The sequence below is a fragment of the Litoreibacter sp. genome (assembly GCF_058136045.1).
On sequence record NZ_JBYVDD010000004.1, the window covers coordinates 300,453 to 316,431 of the forward strand.

The 15,979-nt window shown below is 57.1% G+C and carries 15 protein-coding genes; 6 read left to right on the plus strand and 9 right to left on the minus strand.

All coding sequences use genetic code 11. The features are described 5' to 3' along the window. Positions 1-72 precede the first annotated feature (72 nt). The gene (locus AC3Y7R_RS06920; protein WP_490041292.1) at positions 73-1,008 is read left to right on the plus strand and encodes an L-threonylcarbamoyladenylate synthase; all 936 of its coding nucleotides are present in this window, start codon (positions 73-75) and stop codon (positions 1,006-1,008) included. Between the two features lie 11 nt (positions 1,009-1,019). On the opposite strand, the gene AC3Y7R_RS06925 is transcribed toward AC3Y7R_RS06920, so the two are convergent. Then, positions 1,020-1,589 (minus strand): YqgE/AlgH family protein, encoded by a 570-nt coding sequence (locus AC3Y7R_RS06925; RefSeq protein WP_490041293.1) that lies wholly within the window; start codon positions 1,587-1,589, stop codon positions 1,020-1,022. Between the two features lie 116 nt (positions 1,590-1,705). Here AC3Y7R_RS06925 and AC3Y7R_RS06930 point away from each other — a divergent pair, with 116 nt between their 5' ends. Continuing rightward, on the plus strand, positions 1,706-2,530 hold the full coding sequence (locus AC3Y7R_RS06930; RefSeq protein ID WP_490041294.1) for a protein-disulfide reductase DsbD domain-containing protein: 825 nt from the start codon (positions 1,706-1,708) through the stop codon (positions 2,528-2,530). Here AC3Y7R_RS06930 and AC3Y7R_RS06935 read toward each other — a convergent pair. From AC3Y7R_RS06935 to AC3Y7R_RS06960, 6 genes are all read right to left on the minus strand, one after another. Beyond that, positions 2,527-5,850, minus strand: coding sequence for an efflux RND transporter permease subunit (locus AC3Y7R_RS06935; protein ID WP_490041295.1), 3,324 nt, complete (start codon positions 5,848-5,850; stop codon positions 2,527-2,529). The two genes, AC3Y7R_RS06930 and AC3Y7R_RS06935, sit on opposite strands and share 4 nt — an antisense overlap. A gap of 3 nt (positions 5,851-5,853) precedes the next feature. Beyond that, positions 5,854-7,308, minus strand: coding sequence for an efflux RND transporter periplasmic adaptor subunit (locus tag AC3Y7R_RS06940; RefSeq protein ID WP_490041296.1), 1,455 nt, complete (start codon positions 7,306-7,308; stop codon positions 5,854-5,856). 87 nt (positions 7,309-7,395) lie between these two features. Then, on the minus strand, positions 7,396-7,938 hold the full coding sequence (moaB, locus tag AC3Y7R_RS06945; protein ID WP_490041297.1) for a molybdenum cofactor biosynthesis protein B: 543 nt from the start codon (positions 7,936-7,938) through the stop codon (positions 7,396-7,398). Positions 7,939-7,956: 18 nt separating this feature from the next. Beyond that, positions 7,957-8,736: a uracil-DNA glycosylase gene (locus tag AC3Y7R_RS06950; protein WP_490041298.1), complete on the minus strand. Its 780-nt coding sequence runs from the start codon at positions 8,734-8,736 to the stop codon at positions 7,957-7,959. A 339-nt stretch (positions 8,737-9,075) separates the two neighbouring features. Next, on the minus strand, positions 9,076-9,453 hold the full coding sequence (locus AC3Y7R_RS06955) for a hypothetical protein (protein ID WP_490041299.1): 378 nt from the start codon (positions 9,451-9,453) through the stop codon (positions 9,076-9,078). A gap of 85 nt (positions 9,454-9,538) precedes the next feature. After that, the gene (locus AC3Y7R_RS06960; protein WP_490041300.1) at positions 9,539-9,820 is read right to left on the minus strand and encodes an accessory factor UbiK family protein; all 282 of its coding nucleotides are present in this window, start codon (positions 9,818-9,820) and stop codon (positions 9,539-9,541) included. 47 nt (positions 9,821-9,867) lie between these two features. On the opposite strand from AC3Y7R_RS06960, the gene lgt reads away from it, so the two are divergent. The 4 genes from lgt (at position 9,868) to AC3Y7R_RS06980 (ending at position 13,159) form a co-directional block, all read left to right on the plus strand. Continuing rightward, positions 9,868-10,797, plus strand: coding sequence for a prolipoprotein diacylglyceryl transferase (gene lgt, locus AC3Y7R_RS06965; protein ID WP_490041301.1), 930 nt, complete (start codon positions 9,868-9,870; stop codon positions 10,795-10,797). Next, positions 10,794-11,858: a class I SAM-dependent methyltransferase gene (locus tag AC3Y7R_RS06970; protein WP_490041302.1), complete on the plus strand. Its 1,065-nt coding sequence runs from the start codon at positions 10,794-10,796 to the stop codon at positions 11,856-11,858. The genes lgt and AC3Y7R_RS06970 overlap by 4 nt, the downstream gene beginning before the upstream one ends. After that, a complete protein-coding gene (pgeF, locus tag AC3Y7R_RS06975; RefSeq protein ID WP_490041303.1) occupies positions 11,855-12,607 on the plus strand; it encodes a peptidoglycan editing factor PgeF in 753 nt (250 codons plus the stop codon). Before AC3Y7R_RS06970 ends, pgeF begins: the two co-directional genes overlap by 4 nt. Before the next feature lie 342 nt (positions 12,608-12,949). Then, entirely contained in the window at positions 12,950-13,159 is a 210-nt protein-coding gene (locus AC3Y7R_RS06980) for a hypothetical protein (RefSeq protein ID WP_490041304.1), read from the plus strand. Between the two features lie 93 nt (positions 13,160-13,252). On the opposite strand, the gene AC3Y7R_RS06985 is transcribed toward AC3Y7R_RS06980, so the two are convergent. Both AC3Y7R_RS06985 and AC3Y7R_RS06990 read right to left on the minus strand, forming a co-directional pair. Then, the gene (locus AC3Y7R_RS06985; RefSeq protein WP_490041305.1) at positions 13,253-14,914 is read right to left on the minus strand and encodes a tetratricopeptide repeat-containing sulfotransferase family protein; all 1,662 of its coding nucleotides are present in this window, start codon (positions 14,912-14,914) and stop codon (positions 13,253-13,255) included. Then, positions 14,914-15,918 carry a sulfotransferase family protein gene (locus AC3Y7R_RS06990; RefSeq protein ID WP_490041306.1) on the minus strand — a complete coding sequence of 335 codons (1,005 nt, stop codon included), beginning with the start codon at positions 15,916-15,918 and terminating at the stop codon, positions 14,914-14,916. The genes AC3Y7R_RS06985 and AC3Y7R_RS06990 overlap by 1 nt, the downstream gene beginning before the upstream one ends. Between the last annotated feature and the right edge of the window lie 61 nt (positions 15,919-15,979).

Below are 15,979 nucleotides of genomic sequence, written 5' to 3' on the forward strand. Positions count from 1 at the left end.
AACCGCTTGCAGTTTGCCGCCCTCACCTCAAGGCATCAAGCGGAACGCAACGTCAAAAACAGGTCCAAATACATGGCCAGCCTCGATACAATCTCCCTCGCCCCCGCCAATTTAGCGCAAGCCGCTAATCTATTGCAGTCCGGGCGACTTGTCGCATTCCCGACAGAAACTGTCTATGGGTTGGGTGCGGATGCCCGCAATGGCGCGGCAGTTGCGGCCATTTATGCCGCCAAAGGCCGGCCAAGCTTCAACCCGTTGATTGTCCATGTCGCCTCGCTTGAACACGCTCAGGCGCTGGCTCACTTCAACGATGACGCACTGAATTTGGCACAGGCATTTTGGCCCGGCCCGCTGTCTTTGGTTGTGCCGTTGAAAGAGGGCCACGGACTGTCATCCCTCGTCACCGCTGGCCTCGACACCGTGGCAATTAGGGTGCCCGCGCAGGCCTTGGCCCGCGCCCTACTTGAACAGGCGGATTGCCCTATCGCCGCGCCGTCTGCGAACCCGTCCGGCCAAATCAGCCCCACAACCGCCGCGCATGTCCTCGCGGGCTTGTCTGGGCGCATCGACGCCGTACTTGATGGCGGCCCCTGCCAAGTCGGCTTGGAAAGCACCATCGTGGGCACCACGCCTTTGCAATTGCTCCGCCCCGGTGGCTTGCCGCGCGAGGCCCTAGAGGCCGCCATCGGCACCAGCCTAGCCGATGACCTAAACCCCGATAAGCCCAGCGCGCCCGGCCAACTCACCTCGCACTACGCCCCCAATGCTGCGGTTCTTTTGAACCAGACCAAAGGCGCGTTAATGTTGGGGTTTGGGGCCGTTGACGGTCACTTAAATTTATCGCGGGCTGGGGATCTACAAGAAGCCGCTGCAAACCTGTTCGCAATGCTGCGCCAAATTGATCAACGCGCAGACGGCGACACTACGATCTGCGTTGCCCCGATCCCGATGACCGGGCTTGGGCTTGCTATCAATGACCGCTTAACACGGGCAGCCGCCCCCAGATAATCGCCCCCAGATCAAGCTGAGCCGCCACTGGGCGATAACATCAACGGATTAATCCCCATCAAGTCCAGCGCGCCCGACCATTTGGCGCTGTTTGCACCTTTGAAAATCAGGTCGCTGTCCGCGTCGCAGATCAACCAACCGTTGTGCTGTATCTCCGCCTCCAACTGCCCCGGCCCCCAGCCCGCATAGCCCATCGCCAGCAAAAACTGCTCCGGCCCTTCGCCTTGCGAGATGTCTTCCAGCACATCCAGCGTCGCGGTCAGCCCATAGCCACCCTCAATCATCATTGTGCTCTCCTCGCTGCGATAGTCTGGCGAGTGCAGCACGAATCCGCGCCCGTAATCGACCGGTCCGCCCACATGAACCGGTATCCGGCGCGCGCGCGCCGTGGTCGGAATATCAAGCTGCTTAAGCAGATCCCTGAATTTCAAGTCTCGCGCGGGCTTGTTCACGATCAGCCCCATGGCGCGCTCGCTAGAGTGGGCGCAAATGAAAATGACTGACCGCTCGAACCGCGGATCACCCATATCTGGCATGGCAATCAATAACTTGCCTTCCAGTTGTGTCGAATCAAAACTCATGTACCCAAACTGGCGTCTCGTGGCGCAGCATTCAAGCGTTGCGGGGGGCGTTGATATGTCACGATCTCGCTCAAATGTGAGTTTATTGTCATATCGACACCCGCTATCGAGGTTACATGACCTACAAACACCTCCTTTCAGCCCTTACCGCCCTGTGTGTTGGGATGGTTGTGCCACCCTCCGCATCGGCTCAATCTTTGGGCAGTCCGGCGTCAGATGTGGTTGAGGTCAGTTTCCTGCAAGGATGGCGCAAGGCAGATGGCACCCATATGGCTGCGCTAAAATTCACTCTGGCACCAGGGTGGAAAACCTATTGGCGCACGCCCGGTGACGGCGGCGTGCCGACCCATATGGACTGGTCAGGGTCGTCCAACCTCAAGGCGGCTCAAATTTTATGGCCTTTGCCGAAAGTGTTCCACATCAATGGCATTCGCTCAATTGGCTACCAAGACGAGTTCATCGTGCCTTTGGCCTTTGAGGCCAAAACCGTCGCCCCGATTGCCGTCATGGGCTACTTGGATTTCGGGGTCTGCCGTGACATTTGCATCCCCGTGCACCTACAGTTGAACCAAGCGCTACACTCCGAAACAACATCCGACGTCGCGGCAATCAGCGCCGCACTTCGCAGCAACCCGACCCCGGCGGATCAGGCCTATGTCAAAGACGTAGAGTGCAGCATTCGGTACGACGCAGGCACCGCACAAATAGACCTCACCATCGACATGCCGCAGCTTGAAGGCGCAAACGAGGCTTTGGTCATCGAGCCATCCGAGCCTGCTGTTTGGGTCAGCGAGCCGACCTTGCGGCGTGACGGCAACCTACTACACGCCCATGCCAGACTGGCGACCCCCGACGGAAAGCCCTTCACCGTGAACATCTCTCAGCTTCGCCTAACAGTCCTAACTGCGCAGGCTGCTGTCGACATTATGGGATGTCGTTAAGCCTGTTTTTCCCGTGCAAAGCCAATCGCCAGCATCGCCACCAACCAGCTCGCAAACAACAAGCCCCCCGTCCCCGCAAGAAACAGCGCCAATGCAGATGTTACCGCCTCCCCTGTGAACACCGCCACTCCAAGAGTTGCCGCGAACCACGCCACGACCACAGCACCTAGGCCAAGATTCACCCAGCGCAATTTCGTGCGGGACCGGACAGCCCGCCTCAAGGCCGAGATTTGTCGCGACACATCCGCCTGCATTGCCATCAGTGACGGCACAACCAGCAACACCAGCACCAAGCCAAAGCCCAACCCGTAGCACAAGGTGATCACCGTCGGCTTCAGAAATTGCGCCTGCGAAGACGTCTCGAACAACAGCGGGGCCAGCCCCAAAACCGTAGTCAGTGTCGTCAGCAATACGGGGCGTAACCGATCCGCAGTGCCATCAATAATCGCGGGGATCAGGCCCCGCTCTTGGGCGTATTCATCCACCGTAGACACCAACACGATTGAATCGTTAATGATGATCCCCGTCATGCCAATCAGCCCCACCACCGTGAACATCGACAGCGGCACCCCCCATGCGTTGTGGCCGTAAATCGTGCCAACCAGCCCGAAGGGAATAATCAGCATAATTACCAAGGGCCGCGTCCAGCTAGAGAACACCCAAGCCAACGCTAAATAGATACCGATCAGGCACAACAAAAAGCCAAGTCCCGCGTCGGTTAGGAAGTCGGCCTCCTGCTCGGCCAGTCCCGACTGCCGCGTAGCCACGCCAAAATCTTGCTCGATTTGCGGTAAAATCACCTCTTGCAGCGCCGTCATAATCTCTTCGGCGCGGGTTGGGTCATCTTCGGAAATATCACCCGTGACTGACACCAGCCGCACCCCGTTTTCGCGCCGGACAGTGGAAAATCCTGACTGTCGGGTAACCGACACAATATCGCTTAGCGGTACATACTCTCCCGCCTCTGCCCGTAGGAACGTCCGGTCAAGAAAGTCAGCGGTTAGCTCGCCCTTGGGCAACTCCACCCGGATCGCCGCGGAGCGTGGCCCGTCAGGATAAGTCGCCGCCTCAATCCCGTTCAAACGATTGCGCAACACCCGCCCCAAACTGTCAATCGTGAAGCCCAAAGCCTGCCCCTGCGCGGTTAGATCAAGGATCAGCTCTTCCTTGTCATAGGCCAGATCATCCTCCAGCGCCGAGACCTCGCCAAACTTCGAAAGCTCCGCCTTCAACGCTTCGGCCGCGCGCTTCAACACCTCCGCTTCGGCCCCGTAAATCTGCACATCCAGCGCGTCTCCACCGGGGCCAGATCTCCAACCCCGGAAGCTCACGGCCTCCAACATCGGATGGCGGCGCACCGCGTCTTGCAACTCGCCCACAAACTGAAAACTGGAATATGTCCGCAGGTCCGCATCAATCAGCTCAATCGCGATAGAGCCAAGCTGATCCGCGTCCTTCGTTTCTTGCCCCGCAAGGCCACGCCCCGTTGTGCCACCGACCTCGGCCAGTACAAAATCAATCGGATTACGGCCGTGTTCAGTTTCATATTTTTGGGCTAACTCATTGGTTGCACGTTGCATTTCACGCATCATCTCAAGCGTGTCATCGCGCGTTGCTCCCGGCAACATCGAGAAGTTCCCAGAGATTGACCCGCGCTCCGGCGCGTTAAAGAACCGCCATGTCACGTCACCCTTGATAAACAAGGACGCCTGCGACATCAGCAATAAAACCGCCCCCGCCATGACCGGATAACGCGCCCAAATCACCCCCGCTATAAACGGGCGAAACGCGTTGTCGCGCAGCCAGTTAAAGCCCCGCGTGACAGTGCGTGACGGCCAGTCATACCACCGCTCTTTCGCGACGGCGGCCAGCGCGTGGGACATGTGATTGGGCAAGATCAAAAAGCACTCTATCAACGAGGCAATCAGCACCACGATCACCGTGAACGGGATGTCGGAGATCAAGTCGCCAAACCGCCCGCCCACGGCCACCAAGCCAAAGAACGCAATGATCGTGGTGATCGTTGCAGCAAACACCGGTTGCGCCATGCGTCGCGCCGCATTTTCGGCGGCAGTGGCAGGATCTTCCCCCAATGTATGAGCCCGAAAATCCGCGTGCTCACCCACGACAATCGCGTCATCGACCACAATGCCCAAGGTGATAATCAGCGCGAACAGAGACACCATATTGATGGTAATCCCGGCCACATACATCAAGCCGATGGCCCCGAACATGGCGACAGGTATCCCCGCCGCGACCCAGAAGGCGGTGCGCGCGTTCAGGAACAAAAACAGCAGCAATACAACCAACCCAAGCCCCACCAACCCGTTGTCGAGCAAGATATTCAGCCGACCGGAAATTGCCTCGGACCTTGTGCGGATCAGCTGCACCTTGGTGCCCTCAGGCAACGTCAACTCCAAGTCATCTGCGACCCTTTGCACCTGTGCCTGTATCTCGATGGCGTCGCCGCGACTGGATCGGTCCACCCGAATAGATATCGCTGGGTTTTCGCCCACAAAGTAAGCGCGCTCGCGGTCAGTTCCGCCCACAAAAATTGCCGCCACATCGCCGATTATCAACTTTGACCCGTCAGCATTTGGCCGCAATACAATGTCCGATATCTGGTCCGCGCTGCGCTTGGCCACACCTGTACGTACCCGCGCATTGGCCCCGGCCACGTCACCGGCGGGATCGGCGGATGCCTCGCCACGAATGGCCTCCGCGATCTGCGCCATGGTCACATCGTTGCGGATTAAGGACAGCGACGAAACCTCTACCACCGTCTCTGGCGCGGCCACGCCACGTATGCTAGCCCGCGTGACACCTGCGGCAAACAAACGGGTGACGAACTCATCGGCAAACCGGCCCAACTGGTCGACAGACACCGGTCCGGTAATCACCACATCCGTCACCCGGTCGCGCCACGCGCCGCGTCGCACATTTGGCTCCTCTGCGTCGTCGGGTAGGGTGGAAATGCTATCGACGGCCACCTGAACCTCGTCCGCAGCGCGCCCCATATCCCAACCGGCTTCAAACTCTAAGTCGATGTTGGCGCTGCCTTCGCGCGACCGCGAAGAGGAGCTTTCCACGCCTTCCACCGCCAGCAAGACCGGCTCCAGCAATTGCACGATGGCCCCGTCCACGTCGTCGGCTCCCGCCCCCTCCCACCGGACACTGACAGCCACGTTATCAATAACCACATCGGGAAAAAACTGGGTGTTCATGCGCGGTGCTGCGACCACACCCATGGCCAACATTATCACCAGTAACAGGTTCGCCGCCGTGCGGTGACGGGTGAAATACGACAGCACCCCGCCCATACCCTAGCTGCCCATGCGGCGTTCCAGCCGCTCTATCATCTCGGCGGAAACCTCGGGTTCAGCCAGTTTTGACAACATCCGCTCGCGCACGTCTTTGGGGAGGCGGGTGTTCGCCTCAACGAAGGCAATCAGCTTGCCGCGGCGCTCGGCGTCCAACGTCACCATCTCAGGGGCTTCAGGCATCACACGCGCACCGCGCAACGGCTTCACCTTGATACCAGCGCCCAACAATTGCGAGCGTTCTGCCACGATTTCACGCCCTTGCAAGCCGCGTGCGCGCACAATCACATCATCTCCTTGCCGACGTAGAACCTGAACCTCGCCAACCTCCAACCGGTCATCATCCCCCAGAACCAAAACCGCACCTGACGCGTTCACAGCCGTCGAAGGGATCATCGCAACTTGCTCCAACTTCGCCTCGTCAATCGCCACAGTCACAAAATCACCGGGCCGCAGTCCCCGCGTGTCATCCAACACCGCGAACAGCAAACGCCCCGTTGTGCCTTCGCTCACCGCAGCACTTTCGCGGGTCAGACGGCCGTCAAAACTAAGGTCGGTTCCAAACACTTCCAACGTCACCTGCACCGGGGTTTCCAGCAACTCGCCGTCTTCGTTTAGCAGGCGGATATATTGTGCGGTCGAGACCCGAAACGACACTTCCAACGCGTCAGGGTCAATCAATTCCGCCAGCCGCTCGTTGTTGGCCACAAGTCCGCCCTGCGTGATCGTCACGCCGGACAAACGCCCGTCAAAAGCCGCAAACATCTCAGTATCGGCCAGCAACCGCTCGGCATTGGTCAAATTAATACGGCGTCGCTCGATCAAGATTTGGGTCTGACTCACCCGCGCCTGCGCTTGCTGAATGGCTTGGCGCCGTGACAGCACCGCTTGTTTGGCGCTCGCATCTGCCAATTCGGAGGTCTCCACCGAGGCCTCGGTGCCAACACCGCGCTCTTTGAGGTCACGCTGGCGTTGTAGCGCGCGGTTTCGCAAGGCCAATTGCTCTTGCGCCGCACCCAAATCATCCTCGGCCAGTGCCAACGCATTGCCCGCCTCGCGCAAATCTGCCTCGGCCTCGGTCACATCGGTGCGCAAAACATCCACTGCGGTTTGTGCGTCCGCGGGATCAATGCGCGCCAAAAGTTGGCCTTTTTGAACCGTGCCACCTTCTTGGAATTCCGCTGCCAGCTCTACAACCGTACCCCCCAAAGGCGCGCGCAAATCAAGCGTCCGCCGCGAGCGCACTTCGCCAAAACTGGTCAGCACAGGCGTCACCCTTTGAGGCACGATCTCAACCACATTCACCGAGAACACCCGTTCGCGCGCAGGCCGCGACCCGCTTTCGCGCGCCAACCGCTCCTGCAAGGCGCTCGACACCATGCTGCCCCCCACGGCTAAAAGTCCGACGGTTAAGGCCATTAGAAACAAGCCAACAAGGCTGCGGCGGAAGAATCGCATATGCAGATAAGCTCCGAAAAATACAGTATATATGTAGGGCGCGAGCCGCCCCGCGTCCAATCCGTCTACCTTAAACGTGCCAAAATGTTATTTCCGTCGCTTGTGTTCGTCCAATCGCGGAAAAATCTCAACAAAGTTGCAAGGCCGATGGCGAATATCCAATTGCAGCGACAAAATCTCGTCCCAAGCGTCCTTGCACGCGCCGGGACTGCCGGGCAGCGCGAACAGATACGTGCCGTTAGACACCCCGCCCGTGGCACGGCTTTGCACTGCCGAGGTGCCGATCTTTTTCATCGACACTATAGTAAACACCGTTCCAAACGCCTCGATCTCTTTTTCATATACATCGCGGTGCGCCTCGACAGTAATGTCGCGCCCCGTCAAACCAGTGCCGCCGGTCGAGATCACCACGTCAATGTCAGGGTCCGCACACCACGCGCGCAACTGATCCGCAATCTGATCCCGCTCGTCACGCAAAATATGGCGTGCCGCCAAAACATGCCCCGCCGCCGTCAGCCGCTCCTCCAAAACATCACCGGATTTATCATCCTCGATTTTCCGCGTGTCTGATACCGTCAGCACTGCAATGCGCACCGGCACAAAATCCATCGTCTCGTCAATGCGGCTCATGGCGTCTTCCTTGCTCTCTTATTTTGCAAGCGCACGTAACTTGGCTTGCAGGCTCAATAAATCGGCCCAAGCCTCTCGCTTGGCGCTTGGCATACGCAGCAAATAAGACGGGTGTAGCATCGGCAAAACAGGTTTACCCAGCGCCTCGGCCCAGTTGCCCCGCAGTTTGGTAATGCCCTTTTGACCCAGCACCGCACTGCACGCATGATTGCCCATCACTACCAAAATATCCGGGTTCGCCAATGCGACATGACGCTCAAGGAACGGAGCCATCATCGCCAGATCACCCGGGTCCGGGTCCCCCTTGCGCGAAATCCGCCAAGGCAAGGCACTCGTTAGATAAATCGGGTTTTCACTGTCCGAACGCCCATGCCCAATCGCCGCAAACATGGCGTCCAATAGCTGGCCCTCGGCGCCCACGAGCGGCACGCCTTTGCGGTCCTCGTCGCGCCCCGGCGCATCCCCGATCACCATGACCCTCGCCCCCGGCACCCCGTCGCAGAACACCAGATTGCGCGCGCCGTTTTTCAGATCGCAATGCGCAAAATCCGCCATCGCCGCGCGCAGCCCCTCAAGGTCTTGCGCACCCTGTGCCATCTCACGCGCCACGGCCACCGGATCAGGCCCCGCCTGCGCCACCACGGGCGCGGCAACCACTGCCGCCTTCGCGGCTTTGGGCGCTTGTTTGGGCACCTCATAGCGGTTGATTGGCGCATCCCCGATCGCCTCATCCGCGCCAAGGTCAACGTGCCATTCCAACAGCGCTTTGGCCGTGTGAAAGTCTAGGGTCGATTCCATACCCCAAGCCTAATCGGGCCACGACGCGCGGACAATGCCCTATCCGCGCCCTATCCACCCGTAACGAGAAAGAAGTATTCGCCAAAAGTGGGCTTTCCCGGAACGACCAAAATTGGCGAAAAATTTGAGGGGTGCTTGAGAAAATCCTTCAAATAGCCTTCAAACTCATATAAATTAGGCATTTCGGGCGCATTCAGCCCGTAATTAGGAATTCTTCGAGGGTCATTTTTTGGCGCTTAAAACCACATTCCAGCAGGCCAACAACACGCCCGAACACTGGGCTATCGAGGCTCCGCATTCAAATTCGAAGCGATCGCTTCGAACCCAAGTGAGTATGGATTACCTCAAAGATGGCTCTTCATTTTCTTCAGAAAACCGGCCTCGGTCTAGAAATATGCCAAGTGATTGTATCGCGAATTCAGAAAGATGAAGCCATTCCCTTGAGCTTTTGAACCACTGTATATCCCAAGTGTTTTCTGCCGTAATACTGGTAGCGGCATCGGCAAGTTTTATAAACTCGGCAATAGTTTCTTTTTCTCTTGTGCTGAACACTTTGGGCGCCTCGTCGTAGTTCAGCGGCAGACAGTCATCCACCATGCACACCACTTCAAAAGCTCCTAATCTGGCGAGGTCCTCCAACGAAGAATGTAACTCCAACAACTCGATGACACGGTTACGGATCCGTTGGGAAAGTAACAAAAGGCTGATCCGTTCCATGAAACATTATTTACACTGAGATTGAATACTTCATGGCTGGCTAAGGCACAAACTCGCCCCCAGCATCAAGCCATAGAAGGTAGGATCAGGATTTCGCAGCCGCTGGTTTCTTCTTCGCTGCGGGCTTTTTATTGGCCTCAAGCGCATCTAGGCGCGCAAGCAATGTCGCGTTCTCTTCGCGGGCTTTTTGAGCCATCAGGCGCACGGCCTCAAACTCGTCGCGAGTTACAAAATCACGATCTGCCAGCCAGCGATCCATAACACCTTTTATGGCATTATCGGCCTCAGACTTAGCCCCTTGCGCCACGCCCATAGCGTTGGTCATCAGTTGCGACATGTCGTCGAAAAACTTGTTGCGGGTCTGCATAGGGTCACTCCTTCGTGTGTTCCCTCTATATGGGGCGGCATGGTGTTATGCACAAGGTTGACTTCGCCGCAGGGGCAGCGCACCAAACGCGCATGACAATATTTGCCCTCCCCTTCCCCGATATCGCGCCCGAGATTTTCACTATCGAGCTGGGCAGCTTTGCCTTTGCACTGCGCTGGTATGCGCTGGCCTATATCGCCGGGTTGGTGATCGCGTGGCGCATCGTGGTCGGGCTGGTAAAGCGGCCAGACCTTTGGGGCACTGGCGGCGCGCCAATGACCAAAGAGCAGCCCGAAGACTTGCTGACATGGATAATTTTAGGGGTCGTTCTTGGTGGGCGTTTGGGGTTTGTTCTGTTCTATCAGCCGGGCTATTACCTTGCCAATCCAGGTGATATTTTGAAGGTCTGGGAGGGCGGCATGTCCTTCCATGGTGGCTTCCTTGGGGTTGTTGTTGCGGGGCTGCTCTATTGCTGGAAATACAAGCTGCCTGCTTTGCGTGTTGGGGACGCGGTAGCGGTCTCCTCGGCGTGGGGGTTGATGCTGGGGCGCATCGCCAACTTCATCAACGCAGAGCTGTGGGGCCGCCCCACCGATGTGCCATGGGCGTTCATCTTCCCCGGACAAAGCGCGCAAAATTGTCCGGATGTGCTGGGCCTGTGCGCGCGCCATCCCTCGCAGCTCTATGAGGCCGCATTAGAAGGCCTGCTGCTGGGCACAATTATGCTATTCCTTGCCTACCGGCGCGGCTGGCTGATGCGCCCCGGTGCCATGATAGGTGTGTTCCTGACCGGCTACGGATTGGCACGTTGCTTTGTCGAATTCTTCCGCCAACCAGACGCGCAATTTGTCACGCTGGGCAACCCGCTGGGCTTGGCATGGCACATAGGCGGCTACGGGTTGACGATGGGGCAAATCCTATCGGTCCCGATGATCTTGCTTGGCCTGTGGATGATTAAACGCGCCAAAGCCTTATGACGGCCCTGCGCGATCTGTTGATACGCCAAATCGCCCATGACGGGCCGATAAATTTGGCCAGCTATATGCAGACCTGCCTGCTGCACCCCGAACACGGCTACTATGCCACGCGTGATCCGTTCGGCGCGGCGGGTGATTTCATAACCGCCCCCGAGATCAGCCAGATGTTTGGCGAGTTGCTGGGCCTGTGTCTGGCACAAGCATGGATGGACCAAGGCCAGCCCGACGCCTATTTGGCCGAGATCGGCCCCGGTCGTGGCACTTTGATGCGCGACGTGCTGCGCGCCACCAAGGCAGTACCGGGATTTGCGCGCAAGGTGGTTTTGGTCGAGGCCAGCGCCCATTTGCGCGGCGTGCAAGCTGACACTTTACATGATGCAGATGTCACATGGGTCGATCACGCAGGCGAGCTGCCCGATGGCCCGATCCTGCTGCTGGCCAATGAGTTTTTCGACGCCCTGCCCATTCGCCAATTCATCCGCGCCAAATCCGGCTGGAGCGAACGCCATGTTAGCTTCGACAATGACGTCTTATGTTTTGGGCGCACCGGCGAGGCTCCCGTGGACGCTTTATCGCACCGCCTAGAGGACACTCGCGCAGGTGATGTCGTAGAAATCTGCCCCTCTGCTGCGCCAATCATGGGTGAAATCGCATCGCGCGTGGCACAAGGCGGCGCAGCGCTGATCATAGATTACGGCAACTGGCACTCGCTGGGCGATACATTTCAAGCGCTAGAAAGCCACGCACCAGTAGACCCGTTGGCGCGCCCCGGCATGGCCGATTTGACCGCACATGTAGATTTCGAGGCGCTCTCGATGGCAGCACCACACTGCCAGACCAGCGCGATGACGACGCAAGGCGTGCTGCTGGAGCATCTAGGCATCACCCAACGCGCCCAAGCTTTGGCGCGAAATATGCATGGCGATACGCTCGATAACCACATCGCCGCACATAGACGCTTGACGCACCCGGCAGAAATGGGGAGCCTGTTCAAAGCAATTGCCCTTGCGCCAAACGGCGCGCCCCTGCCCCCCGGCTTTGAGCAAGCGAGCCCCGCATGACTTTGGAAATCCTGACCGCCGATATTTTATCCCCTATACGCCACGGGTTTTTCACCCGCAAAGGTGGGGCATCTTCCGGGGTGTTTGAGGGGCTAAATTGTGGCCAAGGATCATCCGATCAATCAGATGCCGTGCAAATCAACCGCGCGCGTGTGGCCGGTGCCATGGATGTGGCGCATGACCACCTGATAACCCTGCACCAATGCCATTCTGCCGATGTGGTTGTTGTGGACGCCCCGATTGTGGACAAACCCAAAGCTGACGCGATGGTGACATCCACACCGGGTTTGGCCCTTGGAGTTCTAACAGCAGATTGTCAGCCCGTGTTATTTGCCGACACAAATGCAGGCGTGATCGGCGCGGCTCATGCAGGTTGGGGTGGTGCAATGGCTGGTGTGCTCGAGAATACGATCAAAGCCATGGTCGGCTTAGGTGCCACGCGCGAAAACATCCAAGCCGTGATTGGGCCGTGCATTAGCCAAGCCGCCTATGAGGTTGGGCAAGAATATTTCGAGCGTTTCTGCGACGCCGACCCCGACAACGCGCAATTCTTTGCAAACGGCCAAGGGGATAAGATGCAGTTTAATCTGCCGGGTTACGGGCTGCACCGGCTGCGCTCTGCGGGCGTTCAAGCCGAATGGACACGTCATTGCACCTATGGTGACGCGAGGCGGTTCTTTTCCTACCGCCGTAGCGTTCACCACGGTGAAGCCGATTACGGCAGGTTAATCGCAACAATCCGGCTGTGATCCGGCTGTTGTTTCGCAAAACGTGACGGTGACGTGGCATTTCACGGCCTTAATCCCGCCTTAAACTCTAGCTGTTACGACTCGGGGCATGGAAACATTAACCTCATACGCCCTTGAATTGCTGGCCTTTGCCGGGCTCAGCCTATGTGTCGTACTGCGCCACAATCATCTTCAGAAAAATTTAGAAAACTTTAAATCACGACATGCTGATGCCCCATTGAAGTGGTGAATTGAGAGCGTCCCAAAGCGGGACACGAATTCATCAGATGAGGTCGGAAGGCTGCACCAAAGTAGCTGGCACCTCTATCAACTGAAGCCGACACATAATAACGGAGCAAAAAAATGGGCAAAAACAACCGCTGGATGACTTGGGTTCTTGAAGAGAGCGCGCGCACAAATGTAACCATGCCATGGGCGCGGGGAAACCGCCCTGACTGGAAACAGCGTTTGGCAATTGAATCGCCAGGGCTTGCCAAGATTTTGCAAACTCAAGGGGCGCAAAACGCATCAGTCAATCGTGCCGTACGCCTGCCACGCCAAGCCGCATCTTAGTTCAAGGTATGGCAACGCGAATTCAGCACCCTACATGGGAGCTTTTTCGCCTCCTGTGCTTGCACTAGACTGAGGTCGCCTAAACTGGCCCAATCAAATCGGACCATAAGCCTTTAAAAACGGGGCAATATCAGCTTCAAACCGCTTCCACGCTCCGACTGAGGACGTATACATCGGCTGGCGCACTTGAGCCGCTGAAAGTGTGCGGACTTCGCGTTTCGTCTTGTAGAAGGAAAGGCACGCATCCTCCCAATCCAATCCGACCGCCGCCACTAATGCTTTGGATTGCGCCTCTGGGTTTGTGACGAGATCTTCATAACGGATTTCATAAAAAGCATCCGGGCATTGATCGCGCCAAAACCCCACCATTTTATCAAATTCTCGCAAGAAAAACGCAATGTTCTCAAGCTTGCTGGCATAACGATGCAGCCCATCACGAAACTGGTTTTTATAGATCGACAACGCGTTATCACGGGGATCACGGCGCACGACAACAAACCGAGCATTGGGCATGGCTTGTGCCATAAACCCCATAAATGCATAGCTTGAAATTGACTTATCCGTGATCATCGCCGCATCAGGAAATTGCTGCGCAATATAGGCACCAAAGTCATCAGCCGCGGCCTTACAAGCCGCCAAAAGCTGCGTGCCACTCACCGCGTTTTCGCTTTGCTCAGAGATCAGCAGCGCATCAAATTTAGGCTGTATGATCCCCAATTCACCACCGCCCTCGACCATCGAGTGCGATGCCAAGATTTGCTCCACCAAAGTTGTGCCAGAACGCGGGGCACCTGTCACAAAGATCGGGGCGGCGTCACTGCTGGGCGCGTCACCGGTTTTGAATTTTTCGAACAAATCTCGCACCCGCTGTGCGTTTTTACGGACTGTATCAACATCATAAGGATAAGCCCGCGCCATAGCGTCATTGGCCTGTTTCAAATAGGAAAATACGCGATCTGACTGACCGCTATCTTCCATTGCCTTAGCCAAGGCAAACCCAAACGCTGGAATGTCACGTTCACCTGCACGCTTGGTTTTCAACGCGGATTTCATTTGGCCAATATAGGGATCATCCGCCTCCATCTTGGTCACGGACGCATAAAGCGCAAAGCTTGCCCCAGCGCGAGGCGCGACTGCCATTGCGCGTTTCGCGACAGCACGGGCATCTTCAATGCGGCCCATTGTTTGCAAAAGCCCTGCTTTGCGAAACAGCAACATCTCGCTATTTGGGGACTTCGCGAGGCCAACATCAAACTGCTCAATCGCCAGATCATATTGTTTCAACTCCGCCAGCACCCCGCCATATTCTGCATATGCGCGAATTTGGCGAACCCCGCCATCCAATGCGGCCTTAAAGAATGCTGCGGCCTTGCTCCAAGCCTCGTCGCGCTGCGCGGCCAGCCCTTCGAAATAAGAAAATACGGCTGTCTTTGCCAAAACCGGTGCCGCTCGATTTCGTAAGATATCAAAGTTTTTCGGGTTAGGGTGGGTGCTCGCTAAATTCAGGTAACTAACCCAGATCGCGGCCTCATTTGGGCGCAGTTTTAAAGCCCGTTCAAAGTGTTCAGCCGCAAGAGCGATCTTTCCACGCTGCGCAAAAACCTCCCCCAGATTGAAGTACACCTCGGCAAGTTTCGGGCCGTCACGCAACAGGCGCTTGTAGGCACGCTCAGCCTCGTCCAGCTGCCCTTTTTGTTGGGCAGCGCGTGCTTTTGCAAACAGCGCCTTAATTTTCTGTGGATTTAGCTGCACCATTAACCTGTTTCCGATAGTAACATCGTCGCTGATGTGCCGGGGCTACGGCGCCATATCGGCAAGTTTGCCTGAGCCGGGCGGCGTGTCAGTGACTTTTTGAATGCAACGACCCGCCGCTCAAAGCGCCCCGACGCAACCAAAGGATGTGTTTCTATCTTTGGGAGCATACGTAAATCATGCGTAAATACAGCCTCGCGCAAGAAGCCATACATCACCGCAAGCACCCGTTCGGGGTCAGCCAGAAGACGGTCGTAATCAATCAACAAAAGCCGCTCGGCCTCAGGGCTATTTAACGCAGCTTGAATATGGCGCAATGGCGCGCCGATCGCACCATCTTGCGCCATCAAAGACGACGGAGCTTTGGCGTCGCCATTCTCCCCGGCCATTTCTGCCGCAATTTTTGCCGGATCACGCACCATGACGACAAACCGCGACAAGGGCATGATTTCGGCCAAGGCAGGAATATGAGGCAACCAAGCCGGATTGTTATCGACCACCGTCGCATCCAGCGGGCGCGCGTGGTGGACTGCATCCAACGCACTGCGCAGCAACGCAGTTTTCGTATCGCATCCCAACTCAGACAGGCGACCCGCGGATGGCGCCGTCTCATCTTGCAACAAATCAAACACCTGCTCGGCAGGGCTGTCATTCACCACTTCAAACCGGGAATTTTGTGCCAATAGATTAGCCAAGCAACGCGCCCCAGATTTTGGCATGCCCGCCACGAAGTGAAAGCGGGTCAGCGCCATGACCTTCAAAATCTGATCTTTACTCGACAGTTGCACCCTGCGCCTCGTTTTATAGGTGTCTTTTAATCTTGCTGGTGGTGAGCCCGTTGTGACAGACCGATTCGCGCCTGTCCATGGCATCATGCTGCAATCAGATGTTGGAATATGACGCGACAACGCCTTAACGCGAAACAGTCGCGGCGTTGCCCCCTGATTAACCCAAACCACGGTGCCATTAGGGCTAGATATTTGACTTTGCGGCGAGATGCTGGCCATTGTTTGAATATATTTTACAGCAAGTTCTGCGCGCCGGTGGGGGCCGACGCAGTCACGCCAA

What these genes read in the sequence shown, in the direction of transcription:
- AC3Y7R_RS06920 (WP_490041292.1), top strand. Translation starts at nt 73, where the DNA reads ATGGCCAGCCTCGATACAATCTCCCTCGCCCCCGCCAATTTAGCGCAA.
- AC3Y7R_RS06925 (WP_490041293.1), bottom strand. Translation starts at nt 1,589, where the DNA reads ATGAGTTTTGATTCGACACAACTGGAAGGCAAGTTATTGATTGCCATG.
- AC3Y7R_RS06930 (WP_490041294.1), top strand. Translation starts at nt 1,706, where the DNA reads ATGACCTACAAACACCTCCTTTCAGCCCTTACCGCCCTGTGTGTTGGG.
- AC3Y7R_RS06935 (WP_490041295.1), bottom strand. Translation starts at nt 5,850, where the DNA reads ATGGGCGGGGTGCTGTCGTATTTCACCCGTCACCGCACGGCGGCGAAC.
- AC3Y7R_RS06940 (WP_490041296.1), bottom strand. Translation starts at nt 7,308, where the DNA reads ATGCGATTCTTCCGCCGCAGCCTTGTTGGCTTGTTTCTAATGGCCTTA.
- moaB (WP_490041297.1), bottom strand. Translation starts at nt 7,938, where the DNA reads ATGAGCCGCATTGACGAGACGATGGATTTTGTGCCGGTGCGCATTGCA.
- AC3Y7R_RS06950 (WP_490041298.1), bottom strand. Translation starts at nt 8,736, where the DNA reads ATGGAATCGACCCTAGACTTTCACACGGCCAAAGCGCTGTTGGAATGG.
- AC3Y7R_RS06955 (WP_490041299.1), bottom strand. Translation starts at nt 9,453, where the DNA reads ATGGAACGGATCAGCCTTTTGTTACTTTCCCAACGGATCCGTAACCGT.
- AC3Y7R_RS06960 (WP_490041300.1), bottom strand. Translation starts at nt 9,820, where the DNA reads ATGCAGACCCGCAACAAGTTTTTCGACGACATGTCGCAACTGATGACC.
- lgt (WP_490041301.1), top strand. Translation starts at nt 9,868, where the DNA reads ATGCACAAGGTTGACTTCGCCGCAGGGGCAGCGCACCAAACGCGCATG.
- AC3Y7R_RS06970 (WP_490041302.1), top strand. Translation starts at nt 10,794, where the DNA reads ATGACGGCCCTGCGCGATCTGTTGATACGCCAAATCGCCCATGACGGG.
- pgeF (WP_490041303.1), top strand. Translation starts at nt 11,855, where the DNA reads ATGACTTTGGAAATCCTGACCGCCGATATTTTATCCCCTATACGCCAC.
- AC3Y7R_RS06980 (WP_490041304.1), top strand. Translation starts at nt 12,950, where the DNA reads ATGGGCAAAAACAACCGCTGGATGACTTGGGTTCTTGAAGAGAGCGCG.
- AC3Y7R_RS06985 (WP_490041305.1), bottom strand. Translation starts at nt 14,914, where the DNA reads ATGGTGCAGCTAAATCCACAGAAAATTAAGGCGCTGTTTGCAAAAGCA.
- AC3Y7R_RS06990 (WP_490041306.1), bottom strand. Translation starts at nt 15,918, where the DNA reads ATGGCCAGCATCTCGCCGCAAAGTCAAATATCTAGCCCTAATGGCACC.